A 17143-nucleotide genomic window follows, 5' to 3' on the forward strand; every position below is an offset into this window, starting at 1 on the left:
CTCACACTCTCGGTGCTTGCCCCTCGTGTGCTCACGAGCCGATCCAATGGTGGAATCAAGACGGGCTCTGCGCTGGCCTGCGGGAGTCCGCATGACCATCTCGACCCTGGATGCACCGGGCATCCACAGTGACGCATCGTCTCCGGCTCGGGGCTCATTCCCTGGGTTCGGGGAGGATGCGCCGCTGGATCTGTCCGGTCTCACCGATGCCGGCCTCCAGGCCGTCACCACCCGCCTGATCGACAAGACCTTCGACGCCTTCGCCGAAACCGCGGCAGCGGTGAAGAACTGCGCGCACCCCGTACGCCTGGTCGGCCGCTCCGAGACCTACCAGCTCGACCCCATCACCGGTGAAATTGGCGGGCTGCTGTCCTCCTTCGACTCCGCCGACGCACCCTTGGGGCTGCTGTACCGGGCCTGCGGCAACCGACGCGCCGACGTCTGCCCGTCCTGCTCCCGGACCTACGCCCGGGACACGTTCGCGATGATCAACGCCGGGCTCGTTGGTGGCAAGACGGTGCCTGACACGGTGGCGGAGAATCCGCTGCTGTTCGCTACGTTCACCGCGCCCTCCTTCGGCCATGTCCACGGATTCCGTGGAGGGAAGCCTTGTCGGCCACGTGCTCGTGACAAAGGCGAACGCTGCCCGCATGGTCGACCGACGTCCTGTCACCAGCGTCACGACGAAGACGACACGATCAATGGCGCGCCGCTGTGTCACGAGTGCTACGACTGGCAAAGCGCCGTTATCTGGCAGTACTGCCTGCCCGAGCTTTGGCGCTACACCACTCAAGCGCTCCGCCGTGCCCTGGCTCGTCGTCTCGGGGTCCCGGACTCGCGTCTGGGGAAGGTCGCGTCGCTGCAGTTCGTCAAGGTCGCCGAATACCAAGCCCGGGGCCTGGTCCACTTCCACGGCCTGATCCGGCTCGACGGCGCCGACGGCCCGGGATCTGCTGCGCCGTTGGATGGTTTCGACCTGGCCCAGATCCTTCAGGCCGCCACAGCTGAGGTGTTCCTCGATGCTCCGCCGGCATACGCGGGTGATCCCTCGAGGCGGCTTCGTTGGGGCAAGCAGCTCGATATCCGCGTCGTGCGTGACGGTGACCGCCTCGAGGACCCTGACTGCGACCTCACCCCCGGCCAAGTGGCGGGATACCTGGCGAAGTACGCGACCAAGGACGCCAACTCAGTTCGAGCTGACGAGCCTCGGCCGCATCTGTCCCGAATGGCTGAGGAATGCCGGGACCTCGGCGAGTCTGCTGCCGGCCACTATGGCTACGGGACCGATGAAAAGGGCAAGCCCCTCAACCCGTACCACTACCTCGGCAAGTGGGCCCACATGCTCGGGTTCCGAGGGCACTTCTCTACCAAGTCCCGGCGCTACTCGATCACCCTGGGTCGTCTGCGGCGCGCTCGGGCTCGCTACCAAGCCCTGGTCGCTGCCTCTCACACCGACGAAGAAGCACGTGCGCAGCTCCTCGACCTCGGCCGACTGGAATCGCTCCTGCTGGCGGACGAAGAAGAAACGACCCTCGTGATCGGCGAGTGGGCCTATCAGGGTTCCGGCTGGACGAACCCCGGAGACGAAGCCCTCGCCCTGGCGGCAGCTGCCCGTGCCCGCGAGTACCACCAGTGGAAGGCCCAGACCAAGCACACCAACAACGACAGGAGCAAGTGATGAGTGGGGTTGTGGAAATCGAGCCGCTGTGGACGGTCCATGACGTCTCGGCCTACATCGGCGTTCCCGTGGCGACCATCTATCAGTGGCGCGTGCGCGGTGAAGGTCCGCGGGCAATCCGGTTGGGCCGGCATCTGCGTTTCGAACGTCAGGCGGTCGTTGCCTGGATCGAGCAGCAGAGAGAGGCGGCGTGACATGGCCTCGGTGAGCAAGAACCCGGCCGGCTCGGGTTGGCAGGCACGTTGGCGAGATCCGGGAGGGAAGCAGCGTAAGAAGAACTTCGAGCGGAAGGTTGATGCTCAGCGCTGGCTCGATCAGATGCGGGCTGAGATGCACCGGGGTCAGTACATCGATCCGGCAGCGGGCAAGGTCTCGGTGGCCGATGTGGGGGAGTCCTGGCAGAAGGGGCTTGGGCATCTCAAAGCCTCCACGGCGATGCGCTATCGCGGTCTGTTCCGCAAGTACGTGGTGCCGAGGTTCGGCAAGTGGCGATTGACCGACGTCCGTCACTCTGACGTGCGCGAATGGGTCAACGACCTCTCTGACCAGGGTCTTGCCCCGGGCAGTGTCCGTCAGGCTCACCGGGTGCTCTCGCTGATCCTCGATGAGGCGGTGAAGGATGGTCGTCTGGCTCGAAATCCGGCTGCCCGTGTTCCGCTCCCGCGTCCGCGTCGACTCCAGCCCCGGTTCCTCACCGCCCGGCAGGTCGTCCAGCTGATCGAGGCCGCTGGCGTCCATGGCCTGGTGATCGCGGTCCTGGTCTTCTGCGGACTTCGGTTCGGTGAGCTGGCGGCGCTCAGGGTGCGCCACGTGGATCTTTTACGTAGACGCTTCGTGATCGCCGAGAGTGTTACCGAGGTAGCCGGGCGCCTGGTGTGGTCGGCTCCCAAGTCGCATCACTCACGGTCGGTGCCGTTTCCGCCGTCACTGAGTGAGCAGATTGCTGCGGCATGCACGGGGAAAGGACCGGACGACCTGGTGTTTACGGCTCCTGAGGGTGGCCCTCTGCGCCTGCGGAACTGGCGTACTCGGGTCTTCGATCCGGCCTGTTCCAAGGTCGGCTTGGTTGGCTTCACGCCTCATGACCTTCGACACACCGCCGCATCTTTGGCCGTCGGAGCCGGAGCTAACGTAAAAGCTGTGCAACGGATGTTGGGCCACGCGTCAGCCGCGATGACCCTCGATGTATACGCCGGCCTCTTCGCCGACGACCTCGACGCCGTGGCCGTTGCGATGGATGAGCTCTTCGACGGGCTCGTAGACGGCGTGGTCGAGGACCTGGCGGATGAGTTGGTGGCTGAAGTAGCCGACTACCTGACCGATCACGGTGTGCCCGAAGTGCGCCCTCAGGACCCGGAAAACGGTGACGAAGGGCGACACGCCGAAGGTCCTGAAGATGTCTGACCAGGTATTTTTTCTGGCGCCCCCGACAGGATTCGAACCTGTGACCGTCGGATTAGAAGGCCGATGCTCTATCCAGCTGAGCTACGGAGGCGTGGCCCGTGTGAGCACCCCGCCGGAAGGGGGTTTGCGCAGGCCGCGCACGATCTTACCGGTGCCCGTATCCCTCATGTGCATCGGAATCCGAAACGCTGGCCGGAGTGTTACCAAGGTGTGGGGGGTATTTGGGTGCACTGTCCCCACACTGTCGACGTGAGTGTCCGATTGGCGGACCACGAGGGTTCGAGACTGGGCGCGATCATCGGTAAGGTCCCCGGACATGACTATGGAGTCCATGTGCACCTCGTGCGGTGCAGCCGTCACCGGTATGCGCTTCTGCACAGGTTGTGGGACCCCCGTCAGAAGCGCTCATCAGCCGCCGTCGCAGGGTGCACCGGAGCCGGTCGCACCGCCGCGACTGCCGCAGCGGGGTGCCGATCCTGAGCAGGGTGGTCTGTCGTTGCCGAGGCGTGGTCAGGAAGCGGCCACGCCCGAGGCCGACACAGAGGCGGCCCCGTTGCCGCTCGAGCAGGTCAGGCGTACGCCGGGGGCCTCGATGGCGCCTCAGCTGAGCATGACCTCCCCCAGCGGTGAGCAGCCCGCCTTCGGTGGTGGCATGGCCCCGCCGCCGGCAGGCTCGGACGGGGGTGGTCTGTTCGGGCTGGCGGCGCGTACGCCGAAGTTCGAGCCCGAGCTCGCCTCCCAGTCGCAGTCGCTCTTCCTGCCCAAGCGCAAGCGCGCCGCGGAGGAGCCCACCCCGGCTGCTACCCCGGAGCCGGAGCCTGTGCCGGAGTCTCGGCCGGAGGCACCGGCGCCGCTCCCGGATCTGCCGACGCGGCCGGCCGCGCAGGAGCGCACGCCCGAGCCGCCCGCGCCGGCGTCCGTGCCGCAGATGCCTGAACCGCAGGCGCCGCAGACCCCGGAGCCCGTGGCCGCGCCTCCGCTGCCCGAGCGTCCGGCCGCGGCGTACCACCAGAGCGCGGAGCACCCGACCTTCGCCGAGCCCGCGCCGCAGTTCGGCGGCCCGGGCCCCGAGGCGACCTACGAGGCGATGCCGCCGGTCGAGCGACGCCGGCCCGAGCCGGTCCGTCCGGACGAGACCCAGGTCGCGATGAGCCCTCGGTTCGACGCCGTCGACGAGGAGGAGACCCGCGGGGGCACCCGTCCGCGTGACGAGTTCGAGCAGTTCGCTCCGCCGCAGCCGCAGTTCGACGCCCCGGCGCCCGACCAGGGCCAGGCCCCGGCGTACGGCGACCCTGCCTACGCCCCGCTCGCGCCGCAGCTCGAGCCGGACCAGGCCCAGGCGCCGTGGTCGCAGGGCTATGACGAGCCCTACGACCAGCCGTACGACCAGGGCTTCGACCAGGCGTACGAGCAGCCCTACGGGCAGCCGCAGGACCAGTCCCAGGGCGATTTCGGCCAGCCGTACGGTGACCCCTACGGCCACAACGCCTACACCGACGCCACCCTCGTCGGGCAGCCGCCGGTCGGCGGCGGGCCCAACACCCCGGCGCCGCCGCCGATGGCGCCGCAGGGCTATGACCCGTACGGGAACGCCTACGACGCCCGCTACGAGCCGCAGCGCGGCCAGGGTGGTCAGGGCGGTCAGGGCAAGGGACCTGGTGGTCTCGATCTGAAGCGCTGGGGTCTGATCGTCCTCGCGCTGGCCGTCGTGGTCGCGATCATCGCCTTCGTCATCGGCCTGATCAACAGCAACGACGACGCCAACGCCGAGACCGGCACCACCCAGGGCGCCACCACGACCGAGGGCGGTGCCGCGGCCGAGGCCAAGAAGATCGACGACCTCATCAAGACCTCGGCCGAGGACAAGGCGGCCATCGGTGCGGCTCAGGCCGACCTCGAGGCCTGCGAGAACATCGACGAGGCGATCCAGACCTTCCAGGACGCCGCGGCCTCCCGCGAGGAGCTGGCGGCCAAGGTCGCCAAGATCGACACCGCCGTTCTCCCGGGATCGCGGAAGCTGGTCAAGAACCTCGAGTCCGCGTGGATGACCTCGCAGAACGCCGACCTGGCCTTCGCGGCCTGGGGCGAGAAGCGCAAGGTCAACGACGACGGCGAGTGCATCGGCGGCAAGCGCAAGCTGGAGAAGGCGACCACGCTCAGCCTGGCCAGCCACGACCCGAAGAAGGCGGCCGCCAAGGCGTGGGGGCCGATCGCGGAGGAGTACGGCCTCGAGCCCGTCGAGTGGACGAAGCTCTGACCTGACCTGACCTGAGCTGAGCCGAGTCGGGCTCAGCGGGAGCGGAGGTACGCCGCCATCGCCCGTTTGATGGCGGCGGCCGTCCGCGCCTGGAACCGGTCGGACTTCAGCAGGCGCGCGTCCTCGGCGTTGCGCATGTTGCCCGTCTCGAGCAGCACCTGCGGCACCGTGGTGAGGTTGAGGCCGGCCAGGTCGTCGCGCTCCACGAATCCGCCCGCACCGAGGTAGGAGGCCAGCGGCATCCCGGTCTTCCGCATCTCGGTGCGGAGCAGCCGGGCGTAGCGTCGCGAGGGCTGGACGGCCTCGTCGTTGGTGCCCGACGGCACCGGGATCAGCAGCGAGTAGCCCCGCTCGGACGGGGCCGCCCCGTCGGCGTGGATGTCGATCGCGACGTCGGCCTTCGCATCGTTGATGATCTTCGCGCGCTCATCGATGCACGGCCCGACCCCGTCGTTGCCGTCGCGGGTCATGACCACCTTCGCGCCCGACTCGCGCAGGTCGGCGGCGAGCTTCGTGGCCACGGCCCAGGTGAAGTCGGTCTCGGGGTAGCCGTCGTCGGTCGCGGTGCCCGTCGTGTTGCACGGGCTCTGCGAGCGCCCGTTCCACACCGGCTCGTTGATCACCTCGGGTGCGTCCGCGTTGCCGCCGTTGTGGCCCGGGTCGATCCCGACCACGGTGCCGTCGAAGACGTCCTCGGGGACCGGTGACGCCGAGGCGCTCGGCGTCGCCGACGCGGCGGGCTGCTGTCGTGGCGTACGTCCTGGGCTGCAGGCGGTCAGGGCCGATGCCAGGGCGAGGCAGCCGGCCACGGCGGCCGCTGACCGAGTCACCTCGGTGAGCAGTCGCTGCCCTCGTGGAACTCCACGAAGGAAGCGCCGCTCGACCGAGTTACCCTTCGACAAGCTCAGGACATCGCCTCGGTCAGCATCCAAGCTCACAGATACTGGCCCATCCACGCTTCGACATCGTCGGCCGTGCGCGGCAGGCCGGCGGAGAGGTTCACGGAGCCGTCCTTGGTGACGACGATGTCGTCCTCGATGCGGATGCCGATGCCGCGCAGCTCTTCGGGGACGAGCTTGTCCTCCTTCTGGAAGTAGAGGCCCGGCTCGACGGTGAGCACCATGCCCTCCTGCAGCGGCCCCTCGACGTAGGTCTCCTTCGACGCGGAGGCGCAGTCGTGGACGTCGAGGCCGAGCATGTGGGAGACGCCGTGGAGGGTCCAGCGGGAGTAGGTCTTGTTGTCCTCCGAGAGCGCCTCGTCGACGGACACGGGGAGCAGCCCCAGGTCGTCCAGCCCGTGCGCGAGGATCTCCATCGCGGCGAAGTGGCCGGCCCGGAAGGTCACGCCCGGGCGGATCGCCTCGATGCCGGCCTGCTGGGCCTGGTAGACGAGCTCGTAGAGGTTGCGCTGCAGCGGCGTGAACGTCCCGGAGATGGGCAGCGTGCGGGTGATGTCGGCGGTGTAGAGGTTGTGGCCCTCGACGCCCATGTCGAGCAGCACCAGCTCGCCGGGGACGATCGGCCCGTCGTTGTCGATCCAGTGCAGCGTGGTGGCGTGGGACCCGCCGCCGACGATCGAGTCGTAGCCGAGGTCGTTGCCCTCCGCACGGGCGCGGCGGAAGAAGGTGCCCTCGATCCAGCGCTCGCCGTGCTTCAGCACCTGGTCCCACTCGCGGACCGCATCGGTGAAGCCGCGCACGGTGATGTCGCAGGCCTCCGCGAGCTCGCCGAGCTCCCACTCGTCCTTGATCAGGCGCAGCTCGGAGAGCGCCTTGGCGAACTCCTCGTCGCGGCCGCCGTCGGCCGGGCTGACCAGCTTGTCGACGTCGGCCGAGACTCCGCGGAGGACCCGGGTCGGGGTGCTCCCGGCGAGCGCGGAGTCGAGCTGGTCTACGTGGCGTACCTCGATGCCCAGCGAGTCGGAGAGCTCCCGGGCCGAGGGACGCGCACCGGCCCAGAGCGCGCCGTACTGGCGGTCGCGGAAGAACTCGTCGGTGTCGCGGCCGCTGCGCGGACGGGCGTACAGGACCGAGGAGCCGTCGGGCTCGATCACGACGACGGCGTCGGAGGTCTGGTTGCCGGTCAGGTGCACGTGCGCGGTGTCGGCGCGGAAGCGGTAGTCGGTGTCGTTGGCGCGGACCTTGTAGGTTCCGGCCGGGACGACCAGGCGCTCACCCGGGAAGATGCCCGAGAGCCGCTCCCGGCGCGCGGCCGCCCACGGCGTGATCGGATGCTCGGGAACTTCGACCTCGCGGTCGTCCCAGCCCTCCCTCATGAACGTGGACCACGCCTCCGGAACCGTCTGGTCGTGGCTCTCGGTGTGGTCGTCTGCAGGGGTGGGGGCGCCATTGTCCGTCATACCGGAATCGTACGCCGCGCCGGAACGACGACGCTCGTGAGTTCCCAGGCCACGGGGCTGCGAGGACGTCTCGATCGGTGTCGGGTCGCGCGTGTGGTCCGCACGCCCGATAGTCTGGCGCGCATGGGGGCGATCCCGAAGGATCCGACAAGAAGCAACCGCACGTTCACCATCGTGGTGGGCGTGCTCGTCGTGCTGACCTCGTTGCCGGTGCTCGGCATCGTTCTGCTGAGCACGAGCCTCGTCAACGACCATCTCGCTCCGACCGGCGCGATCCTGGGGGTCCTCTTCGCGGCGATCCCAGTGGTGCCGCTGGTCTATGCCTTCCTGTGGCTGGACCGCTACGAGCCCGAGCCGAAGTCGCTGCTCGCGCTCGGCCTGGGCTGGGGCGCCTTCGTCGCGGTCGCCGCCGCGCTGATCGTGCAGAGCGTCGGGGCGCTGCTCGCCGGGTGGAGCGAGCCGACCCAGCTCGCGATCGTGGCGCCGGTCACCGAGGAGGCGGCCAAGGGTCTTTTCCTCTTCGTGCTGCTGGTCTGGCGCCGCCACCTCCTCGACGGGGTGCTCGACGGGATCGTCTATGCCGGCATGGTCGGCATCGGCTTCGCCTTCACCGAGAACATCCTCTACCTGGGCGGCACCTACAACGGCACGCCCGGCATGGGCGACAGCTCCACGGGACACCTCGGCGAGTTCACCGCCGTCTTCGTGATGCGCTGCCTGTTCAGCCCCTTCGCGCACCCGCTCTTCACCGCCTTCACCGGCATCGGCATCGGCATCGCGGTGGTGACGCGCAAGCGCTGGCTGAAGGTCGTCGCGCCGCTGCTGGGATACGCCATCGCGGTCCTCGCCCACGGCACCTGGAACGGCTCGACACTGCTCTATGACGGGGCCGGTTTCCTGCTGGCGTACGTCGTGGTGATGGTGCCCGCGTTCGTCTCGATGGTGGTCTTCGCGGTGTGGCGGCGAAAGTCCGAGCGCATCGTGCTGACCCGGTCGCTGACCGACGCCGCCCAACGCGGGCTGATTCCTTACACCGACATCGGCTGGGTGGTCGATCTGCGGCGCCGGGAGCAGGCGCGGAAGTTCGCGGCGGCCCACGGAGGGGCTCAGGGGCTTGCGGCCATGCGTGAATACCAGCAGGCTGCCATCGAGCTCGCATACTTGCACTGGCGATTTCTGCGCGGCAACCCGCCGCCGGACTTCGCCGCCCGGGGGAGGGCATACGTTGACCGCATCAGTGAGGTACGTCCACACATCGCGTTCCCGAGCGGGCAGGTGATGACCGGATGAGTGAAGAACACACACACGACGACGCCGCGCCCGAGACCGCGCCGGACGCGGCTCCGGAGAACACTCCGGAGGCCCGCCCGGCTGCCTATGAGGCGCTGACGGCGGGGATGCTCGCGGAGAAGCCGACCACGGAGTTCGAGGCCGCCCGAGCCGAGATCGAGGCGTCCGGGGGCGAGGGCAGCCGGATGGTGACCTCGCTCATCCAGCTCCACCAGGCGCTGACCGAGGTCACCCTGCCGCTGGACCTGCCAGGCGCCGACGAGCAGCGGGCCGCCAGGCAGAACATGGTCGAGCAGCTCGAGGACTACGTGATCCCGCGGATGATGACCATCGACGCGCCGCTGCTCGCGGTCGTCGGCGGCTCCACGGGCGCCGGCAAGTCGACGTTGGTGAACTCGCTGGTCGGCACCAAGGTGACCACGCCGGGGCTGTTGCGGCCGACGACCCGCTCGCCGGTGCTGGTGCACAACCCCGAGGATGGCCGCTGGTTCGGCCAGGACCGCCTGCTTCCCGAGCTGGAGCGGGTCAATCACCCGACCAACGACCCCGGCGCGCTGCAGCTGGTCGCCAGCGACCGGCTCCACCCCGGTCTGGCGATCCTGGACGCGCCCGACGTCGACTCGGTCGAGGAGGCCAACCGGGTGCTCGCGGCCGAGCTGCTCGCCGCGGCGGACCTGTGGGTCTTCGTCACCTCGGCCGCGCGCTACGCCGACCAGGTGCCGTGGGAGTTCCTCCAGCTCGCCGCCAACCGCTCCACCGCGGTGGCCGTGGTGCTCGACCGCACTCCGACCGAGGCCGTCCAGACCGTCGCCGGCCACCTGGCCCGGATGCTCGCCTCACGCGGGCTCAAGGACTCACCGCTCTTCATCGTCCACGAGGGCGAGGTCTCCGAGCACGGGCTGCTGCCGGCCGAGCACGTCGCCGAGGTGCGTGCCTGGCTCGACATGCTCGCTGACGACGCCACCGCGCGACACCAGGTCGTCACCCAGACCCTCGACGGTGCGGTGCGGGCGCTGACCCTGGAGGTGCACCCGATCGCCGACACCGCGGACGGTCAGGGAGAGGCCGCGCAGCGGCTGCGTACCGATGCGGACATGGCCTACGACGAGGCGCTCAAGTCGATCATGGCGGCGACCGCCGACGGCACGCTGCTGCGCGGCGAGGTGCTCGCGCGCTGGCAGGAGTTCGTCGGCACCGGGGAGATCCTCAAGGCGCTCGAGACGCGAGTGGGGATGCTCCGCGACAAGATCCTGGGCTCGATCAAGGGCAAGCCGCAGCAGGCCGAACGGGTGACCGCGGCCGTGCAGGGCGGCCTGGAGATGCTGATCCTGGAGCAGTGCGAGGCGGCTGCCGAGAGGGCCGAGGCGGCCTGGCAGATGAGTCCCGCGGGGCGCGGGCTGCTCGCGGCCGGCCCTGCTGACCTCGGCCGGGCCTCGCGCGCGCTGCGACCCAAGGCCGAGCGTGCGGTGCGCGACTGGCAGCAGGACGTGCTCGACATGGTGCGCAGCGAGGGTCAGGACAAGCGTACGACCGCGAAGTTCCTCTCCTACGGGGTCAACGGGCTGGGCGTCGCGCTGATGGTGGTCGTCTTCGCCTCGACCGGAGGAGCGCTCGTCGGTGCCGAGGTGGGCATCGCCGGCGGCACCCTCCTGATCGGTCAGAAGCTGCTGGAGGCGGTCTTCGGCGACCAGGCCGTGCGCGGGCTGGCGTCCAGGGCGCGCAAGGCGCTGGAGGTACGCATCGTGGGACTCGTCGACGAGGAGCGGGCGCGCTACACGGGTCAGGTCGACGCGCTACAGATCGATCACGGTGCGCCGGAGCGACTCCGGCATGCCGCGCGTAAGGTCGGCGACGCCCGTTTCGCCAGCCAGCGCAGCGACAGCTGAGACTTGTCAGGGACTTTAGGGGGATCATTGAGCGGCCTGCTCGAAGGTGCAAAGAACCTGGTCGGCCGAGGTGGGGACCTCGGTGATCGGCTGGACGGACTGACCGCTGCGACCGCGGCGGCGACGGGGCGTCTCGATGACGGACTCGTCGAGGACGCGCGCGCGGTGGTCAACAAGGCCCAGGGACGCCTCAAGCTCTCCGCCGACCACACGGTCGTCGGGGTCGCGGGGGCGACCGGGTCGGGCAAGTCGTCCACGTTCAACGCCCTGACCGGGCTGGAGCTCTCCGCCGTCGGGGTCCGGCGGCCGACCACCTCGTGGGCGACCGCCTGCGTGTGGGGTTCGGAGGGCGCTCAGGAGCTGCTCGAGTGGCTGGGCATCCCCGAGCGTCACCAGACCACCCGCGACTCGATGCTCGACACCCGCCGGGAGGGGCACGAGCTCGACGGCGTGGTGCTGCTGGACCTGCCCGACCACGACTCCACCGAGGTCTCCCACCATCTCGAGGTCGACCGGCTGGTCGAGCTCGCCGACATGCTGGTGTGGGTGCTCGACCCGCAGAAGTACGCCGACGCGGCCATCCACGACCGCTACCTGCAGCCGCTGCGCACCCACTCCGAGATCATGGTCGTGGTGCTCAACCACATCGACCGCGTTCCCGAGGACCGTCGTGAGTCGATGCTGGGTGACGTACGCCGCCTCCTCGACCAGGACGGGCTGCGCAACGTCCCGGTGATCCCGGTCTCGGCCAAGCTCGGCTGGGGGATCCCGCAGCTCAAGACCGAGATCGCCCAGCGGGCCGCGGCCAAGCGCGCCAACAAGTCCCGGCTCTCGGCCGACATCAAGACGGCTGCCGTGAAGCTCGCCAAGGCGTCCGGGGACGCCAAGCCGCGTTCCCTGGCCAAGCCCCGGGTCGAGGCCCTCGAGGACGCCATCGCCGAGGCGGCCGGGGTGCCGACCGTGGTGGACGCCGTCGAGCGGTCCGTACGCACCCGGGCCCGTGCGGCCACGGGCTGGCCGCTGGTCTCGTGGGTGTCCCGGCTGAGGCCGGACCCCCTGAAGCGGCTTCACCTGGCGCTGGGGGAGGAGGCGACCCAGCTGGCCGGGCGTGCCCGGACCTCGCTGCCGCAGACCACCGCCGTCGAGCGCGCGAGGGTCGACACCGAGGTACGTCAGCTGGCCGACGAGGCCGGTGCCGGTCTCGCCTCGCCGTGGCGCGACGCGATCCGGCGGGCGTCGGTCTCGCGGATGGATGACCTCGCGGACCGGCTCGACGCCTCGGTCGGCGGAGTCGACCTGAACGCCGAGCGGCTGCCGCTGTGGACCGGGCTGGTCAAGGCGCTCCAGTGGCTGCTGATCATCCTCGCCACGGTCGGGCTGGTGTGGTCGGTGGCGCTGCTTCTCTCCGGTGGCGCTCAGCTTGGCGACGCGACGCCGTCTCTCGCCGGGGTGGAGCTGCCGTACGTCCTGCTCCTCGGGGGTGTCGGGCTCGGGCTGGTGCTCTGGGCCGTGTGCCATCTGCTGGTGATCACCACCGCGCGGCGGCGGGCGCGGGCGGCCGATGCGCGGTTGCGGGCGGCGGTCGCCGACGTCTCACGTGAGCTCGTCGTCGACCCGATCGAGACCGAGCTGGCCGCCTACACCGCCCTCCGGCACGGAGTGGCCAAGGCGCTGCGCTGACCGCTCGGCGGGCCGATCACTGTCCACAGGGGCGGTTCGATCCGGGGTTGTCCACAGGTGGACGTACGTCGCCCGGAACTGTCGGTGGTCGAGCGCAGGGTTGTCTTCGAGGCCCGCATCAGGCGGGCGCGAACACTGAGGAGACAACGATGAACGACTCGATCATCACCCTGCGCGGCAACGTCGGCGCCGACCCCGTCGTGCGAAGCGTCGGTGAGGTCTCGGTGGCGAACTTCCGGATCGCGTGTACACCGCGGAAGCTCAACCGGTCCACCGGTGAGTGGAGCGACGGCGTCACGCAATGGTTCTCGGTGAGCGCCTGGCGACAGCTGGGGGAGAACGTCGGGCGATCGCTGCGCAAGGGCGACCCCGTGGTCGTCCAGGGGCGGCTGACGGCCCGGAGCTATGTCAACAAGGACGGTCTCGAGGTCAGCACCTTCGAGGTCGAGGCCAACGTGGTCGGCCACGACCTCAACCGCGGCATGTCCAGCATCTCGCGCAACCCGCGTACGTTGGCCGCGGTCGCCGCGCCGGCCTCCGAGCCTCGCGAGGACGATCCCGAGCGGGACCCGATCTCCGACTGGCGTGCCCCGGGCGCCGACCCGTGGGACCAGAAGCCGACGATCCCCGACGACGGCGAGGCTCCCGCCGAGACCGAGCACTCCACGGCGGCCTGAGGTGAGCCGGGTGTGCGCCGGTTGTACCGGCGTGCCCCGACCTCATTAGGGTGGAGCCCATGGCCGACTACATCCTCTCCCTGCGCAATGTGCGCAAGGCCCACGGCGACAAGGTCGTCCTCGACAACGTCACCCTCTCGTTCCTGCACGGTGCCAAGATCGGCGTCGTCGGCCCGAACGGCATGGGTAAGTCCTCGCTGCTCAAGCTGATGGCGGGCCTGGACCACCCCAACAACGGCGACATCGTCCGCGATCAGGACGCGACCGTCGGGATGCTCCAGCAGGAGCCGCCGCTGACTGAGGGCAAGACCGTCCTCGAGAACGTCGAGGAGGCGGTCGGCGAGATCAAGTCGAAGATGAAGCGCCTCGAGGACGCCTACATGGAGATGGGTGACCCCGACGCCGATCAGGACGCCCTGATGGCCGAGACCGGTGATCTCCAGACCTACCTGGACAACATCAACGCCTGGGACATCGACTCCAAGCTGGAGCAGGCCATGGACGCGCTGCGCTGCCCTCCGGGCGACGCGATCGTCGACAACCTCTCCGGTGGTGAGCGCCGCCGCGTCGCGCTGTGCAAGCTGCTCCTGCAGGAGCCCGACCTGCTGCTGCTCGACGAGCCCACCAACCACCTCGACGCCGAGTCGGTGCAGTGGCTGGAAGGTCACCTGAAGAGCTACAAGGGCGCCGTCCTGGCGGTCACCCACGACCGTTACTTCCTCGACAACGTGGCCGAGTGGATCGCCGAGGTCGACCGTGGCTCGATCCACGGCTACGAGGGCAACTACTCCACCTACCTGGAGACCAAGAAGGAACGCCTCAAGGTCGAGGGCCTCAAGGACGCCAAGCGCGCCCGGATGCTCGAGAAGGAGCTGGAGTGGGTCCGCTCCAACGCCAAGGCCCGCCAGACCAAGTCGAAGTCGCGTCTGGCCCGCTACGAGGAGCTCGCCGCGGAGGCCGACAAGGCTCGCAAGATCGACACCGCCGACATCAACATCCCGCCGGGCCCGCGTCTGGGCGACGTGGTGATGGAGGCCAAGGGTCTGGTCAAGGGCTTCGAGGGTCGCACGCTGTGGGACGACATCTCGTTCTCGCTCCCGCGTGCGGGCATCGTCGGCATCGTCGGCCCCAACGGCGTCGGCAAGACCACGCTGTTCCGGATGATCACCGGCTCCGAGAAGCCCGACGCGGGTGAGCTCAACGTCGGCCAGACGGTGAAGATCTCCTACGTCGACCAGAGCCGCGGCGGCATCGACCCCAACAAGAACGTATGGGAGGTCGTCTCCGACGGCCTGGACTTCATCAAGGTCGCCAACTTCGAGATGAACTCGCGGGCCTACGTCGCCTCCTTCGGCTTCAAGGGTCCCGACCAGCAGAAGAAGGCCGGCGTGCTCTCCGGTGGTGAGCGCAACCGTCTCAACCTCGCGCTCACCCTGAAGCAGGGCGGCAACATGCTGCTGCTCGATGAGCCGACCAACGACCTCGACGTCGAGACGCTCTCCTCGCTGGAGGACGCGCTGCTCGACTTCCCCGGCTGCGCCGTGGTCACCTCCCACGACCGGTGGTTCCTCGACCGCATCGCCACCCACATCCTCGCCTGGGAAGGCACCGAGGAGAAGGAGGGCGAGTGGTTCTGGTTCGAGGGCAACTTCGAGTCCTACGAGGCCAACAAGATCGAGCGCCTCGGCCAGGAGGCCGCCCGCCCCCACCGCGTCACCCACCGTCGCCTCACCCGCGACTGATCAAACCCCCGCCGACTCGGCGCGTCTGTCTCGTACGGACGCGCCGAGTCGGCGCGTTCTGACCAAAACCCATGCCGAGTCGGCGCGTCATGACGAGCCGACTCGGCGGGAATCGGGGTCAGTTCGAGCCGACTCGCTCGGCGGTCAGCGCGGGACGTACGCCGTTCACGGCTGGAGTGATCCGGCGCTCGAGGCGCATCGAGCCGGCCACGATGCCGACACAGCCGACCACCATCAGCGCGATGAACACCGTCGACTGTCCGTGCTCGAGCAGGAACCCGGCCAGGATCGGGCCGACGATCGCGCCGGTCTGGAACGAGGCCGAGTTGATCGCGTTGTAGCGACCGCGCAGATGGTCGGGTGCCATGTCGTTGGTCAGGGCGGGGTAGGCCGACTGCATCAGCGTCTCGCCGAGGGCGAAGAAGATCCCCTGGAAGGCGACCACACCGACGATGGCCGCGACCGAGCCCGGCACCAGGCCGGTCGCACCGAACACCACCCAGGCCAGCCCCCAGATCGCGGCGGTGGCGACGAGCACCCGGGTGCGCCGTCGGCCGCTGACCCGGTTCATCACCCAGAACTGGGCGAGCACGATCACCGCGCAGTTCACCACGAACGCGAACCCGACGACGCGGGTCGAGACCTCGGAGATCTGGCGCGAGTAGGCCGGGAATCCGCTCTCGATCTGGCCGTAGCCCAGGGTCGAGAGCAGCACCCCGATCACCACCAGCCAGATGACCTCGGGACGGCGCAGGATCGTGGCGTACGACGCGGTCGCGTCGGGTGCGTCGTCGGCAGGACGCGCGGCGCGCCCGTGGAGATGACGCAGCGGGCCGAGCAGGACCAGGGCCGGGATCGTGAAGGTGGCGGCGTTGGCGAGGAAGGCGTAGGTGAACGTTTCGGGCCGGGTCACGTCGATGAAGAGACCACCGATGACGCCGCCGACGCCGATGCCGAGGTTGATCAGCGCGAAGTTCACCCCGTAGTAGCGCTGCCGGAGCTCGCCCTCGACCACGGTAGCGACCAGGGCATTGGCGGCCGGCCAGGACACCCCGGCCTGGACGCCCAGCAGGCACAGCGCCGCCCCGGCGAGCACCGGGGTGGTGGCGAAGGCGAGCATGACGTCACCGGCGATCGCGCACACCAGGCCACCGAGGATCACCGGGCGGGCCCCGTACCTGTCGATCAGGCTGCCCGCCGGACCCGTGACCATGAAACCGACGATGGCGATCAGGCCCATCAGGGTGCCGGCGAGGCCGAGGTCGAAGCCGCGTACCTCATGCAGGTAGATGATCGTGAACGGCAGCGTCATGCCGCGGCCGAGGAGCTGGATCGCGACCGTCGACAGGAGCCAGCGGCCCTCGCGTGGAAGTGCGGCTACGAAGTCACGGAGACCGAGGGCAGGGGGAGTCGACACCGCACAATCTTCGCCTTTACCCGGAGTCGTGGCGAATTGTTTCTCGGACCCGTGAAGGCTGGTGCCGGGCTAAGGTCCCGACTCGTTCTTCCGTTGGTCCCGACTGTTTCAGGGCTCTCGTCCCGGGTGCGCATCGAAACTTTGGTGACAACTTCCTCGCCGTTAAGGGGTGCCAGTGCAAGGAACAGCCCGGAGAGAGGGCTAACGTAATGCCCCGTGGGTGATGAGACTCGGTGGCTGGATGAAGAGCAACAGCGCTCGTGGCGTGCGCTGATGATGGGGATGACCCTGCTCGATGACCGCCTGGACGCCGACCTACGCGGCCGCTTCGACATCTCGCTCCCGGAGTACGAGATCCTCGTACGCCTCTCCGAGAACGACGGCGCCATGCGGATGGCTCAGCTCGCCGACTCCTTGGCCCACTCGCGCTCCCGGATCACGCACACGATCACCCGGATGGAGCGTGCCGGGCTGGTCGAACGCCGCAACTCCGCCGAGGACGGCCGCGGCGTCGTCGCCACCCTCACCGACCGCGGCTTCGAGCTGCTGCGCGAGGCGGCTCCGGTCCACGTCACCGGCGTACGCGACTACCTCATCGATCTGGTCAGCCCGGAAGACTTCGCCGCGCTGGGGCGCGTGATGAACACCGTCTCCGACCACCTGATCAGCGACCGCCCCGGCATCGAGATGCGCTGAGATCCGCCGAGTCGGCGCGTTATAACGCGCCGACACGGCGGCTTCGGGGTTGGGCTG

At 69.1% G+C, this 17143-nt stretch carries 13 protein-coding genes and 1 tRNA gene; 10 read left to right on the plus strand and 4 right to left on the minus strand.

The features are described 5' to 3' along the window. Window positions 1-91 precede the first annotated feature (91 nt). Genes ABZ796_RS10940 through ABZ796_RS10950 form a run of 3 tightly spaced genes read left to right on the plus strand, consistent with a single transcriptional unit; the run spans window position 92 to window position 3082 of the window. Window positions 92-1678: a replication initiator gene (locus ABZ796_RS10940; RefSeq protein ID WP_357336852.1), complete on the plus strand. Its 1587-nt coding sequence runs from the start codon at window positions 92-94 to the stop codon at window positions 1676-1678. Then, a complete protein-coding gene (locus ABZ796_RS10945) occupies window positions 1678-1872 on the plus strand; it encodes a helix-turn-helix domain-containing protein (RefSeq protein ID WP_357336854.1) in 195 nt (64 codons plus the stop codon). Before ABZ796_RS10940 ends, ABZ796_RS10945 begins: the two co-directional genes overlap by 1 nt. A 10-nt stretch (window positions 1873-1882) precedes the next feature. Then, window positions 1883-3082 (plus strand): site-specific integrase, encoded by a 1200-nt coding sequence (locus ABZ796_RS10950; protein WP_357336856.1) that lies wholly within the window; start codon window positions 1883-1885, stop codon window positions 3080-3082. Between the two features lie 14 nt (window positions 3083-3096). Here the strand turns inward: ABZ796_RS10950 and ABZ796_RS10955 are convergent. After that, a tRNA-Arg gene (locus ABZ796_RS10955) sits at window positions 3097-3173 on the minus strand. Window positions 3174-3635: 462 nt separating this feature from the next. Here ABZ796_RS10955 and ABZ796_RS10960 point away from each other — a divergent pair. Then, entirely contained in the window at window positions 3636-5339 is a 1704-nt protein-coding gene (locus tag ABZ796_RS10960; protein ID WP_357336857.1) for a hypothetical protein, read from the plus strand. Window positions 5340-5371: 32 nt separating this feature from the next. Here ABZ796_RS10960 and ABZ796_RS10965 read toward each other — a convergent pair whose 3' ends face one another. Further along, window positions 5372-6169, minus strand: coding sequence for an N-acetylmuramoyl-L-alanine amidase (locus ABZ796_RS10965; protein ID WP_357336859.1), 798 nt, complete (start codon window positions 6167-6169; stop codon window positions 5372-5374). 104 nt (window positions 6170-6273) lie between these two features. Beyond that, window positions 6274-7698 carry an aminopeptidase P family protein gene (locus ABZ796_RS10970; RefSeq protein ID WP_357336860.1) on the minus strand — a complete coding sequence of 475 codons (1425 nt, stop codon included), beginning with the start codon at window positions 7696-7698 and terminating at the stop codon, window positions 6274-6276. 123 nt (window positions 7699-7821) lie between these two features. Here ABZ796_RS10970 and ABZ796_RS10975 point away from each other — a divergent pair, with 123 nt between their 5' ends. From ABZ796_RS10975 to ettA, 5 genes are all read left to right on the plus strand, one after another. Then, a complete protein-coding gene (locus ABZ796_RS10975) occupies window positions 7822-8988 on the plus strand; it encodes a PrsW family intramembrane metalloprotease (protein ID WP_357336862.1) in 1167 nt (388 codons plus the stop codon). Further along, complete coding sequence (locus ABZ796_RS10980) at window positions 8985-10874, plus strand: dynamin family protein (protein WP_357336864.1); 1890 nt, start codon at window positions 8985-8987, stop codon at window positions 10872-10874. The genes ABZ796_RS10975 and ABZ796_RS10980 overlap by 4 nt, the downstream gene beginning before the upstream one ends. A 27-nt stretch (window positions 10875-10901) precedes the next feature. Then, window positions 10902-12554, plus strand: coding sequence for a YfjP family GTPase (locus tag ABZ796_RS10985; RefSeq protein WP_357336865.1), 1653 nt, complete (start codon window positions 10902-10904; stop codon window positions 12552-12554). A 149-nt stretch (window positions 12555-12703) separates the two neighbouring features. Next, complete coding sequence (ssb, locus tag ABZ796_RS10990; RefSeq protein ID WP_357336867.1) at window positions 12704-13231, plus strand: single-stranded DNA-binding protein; 528 nt, start codon at window positions 12704-12706, stop codon at window positions 13229-13231. A gap of 59 nt (window positions 13232-13290) precedes the next feature. Then, window positions 13291-14973: an energy-dependent translational throttle protein EttA gene (ettA, locus tag ABZ796_RS10995; RefSeq protein WP_357336869.1), complete on the plus strand. Its 1683-nt coding sequence runs from the start codon at window positions 13291-13293 to the stop codon at window positions 14971-14973. 118 nt (window positions 14974-15091) lie between these two features. On the opposite strand, the gene ABZ796_RS11000 is transcribed toward ettA, so the two are convergent. Continuing rightward, entirely contained in the window at window positions 15092-16390 is a 1299-nt protein-coding gene (locus ABZ796_RS11000; RefSeq protein WP_357336870.1) for an MFS transporter, read from the minus strand. Window positions 16391-16606: 216 nt separating this feature from the next. Between ABZ796_RS11000 and ABZ796_RS11005 the strand changes: the two genes are divergently transcribed. Further along, window positions 16607-17086, plus strand: coding sequence for a MarR family transcriptional regulator (locus ABZ796_RS11005; RefSeq protein WP_357336872.1), 480 nt, complete (start codon window positions 16607-16609; stop codon window positions 17084-17086). Window positions 17087-17143: the final 57 nt, after the last annotated feature.

It is taken from the genome of Nocardioides sp. NPDC047086 (assembly GCF_040643685.1).
Lineage (GTDB): Bacteria > Actinomycetota > Actinomycetes > Propionibacteriales > Nocardioidaceae > Nocardioides.

What these genes read in the sequence shown, in the direction of transcription:
- ABZ796_RS10940 (WP_357336852.1), top strand. Translation starts at nt 92, where the DNA reads ATGACCATCTCGACCCTGGATGCACCGGGCATCCACAGTGACGCATCG.
- ABZ796_RS10945 (WP_357336854.1), top strand. Translation starts at nt 1,678, where the DNA reads ATGAGTGGGGTTGTGGAAATCGAGCCGCTGTGGACGGTCCATGACGTC.
- ABZ796_RS10970 (WP_357336860.1), bottom strand. Translation starts at nt 7,698, where the DNA reads ATGACGGACAATGGCGCCCCCACCCCTGCAGACGACCACACCGAGAGC.
- ABZ796_RS10975 (WP_357336862.1), top strand. Translation starts at nt 7,822, where the DNA reads ATGGGGGCGATCCCGAAGGATCCGACAAGAAGCAACCGCACGTTCACC.
- ABZ796_RS10980 (WP_357336864.1), top strand. Translation starts at nt 8,985, where the DNA reads ATGAGTGAAGAACACACACACGACGACGCCGCGCCCGAGACCGCGCCG.
- ssb (WP_357336867.1), top strand. Translation starts at nt 12,704, where the DNA reads ATGAACGACTCGATCATCACCCTGCGCGGCAACGTCGGCGCCGACCCC.
- ettA (WP_357336869.1), top strand. Translation starts at nt 13,291, where the DNA reads ATGGCCGACTACATCCTCTCCCTGCGCAATGTGCGCAAGGCCCACGGC.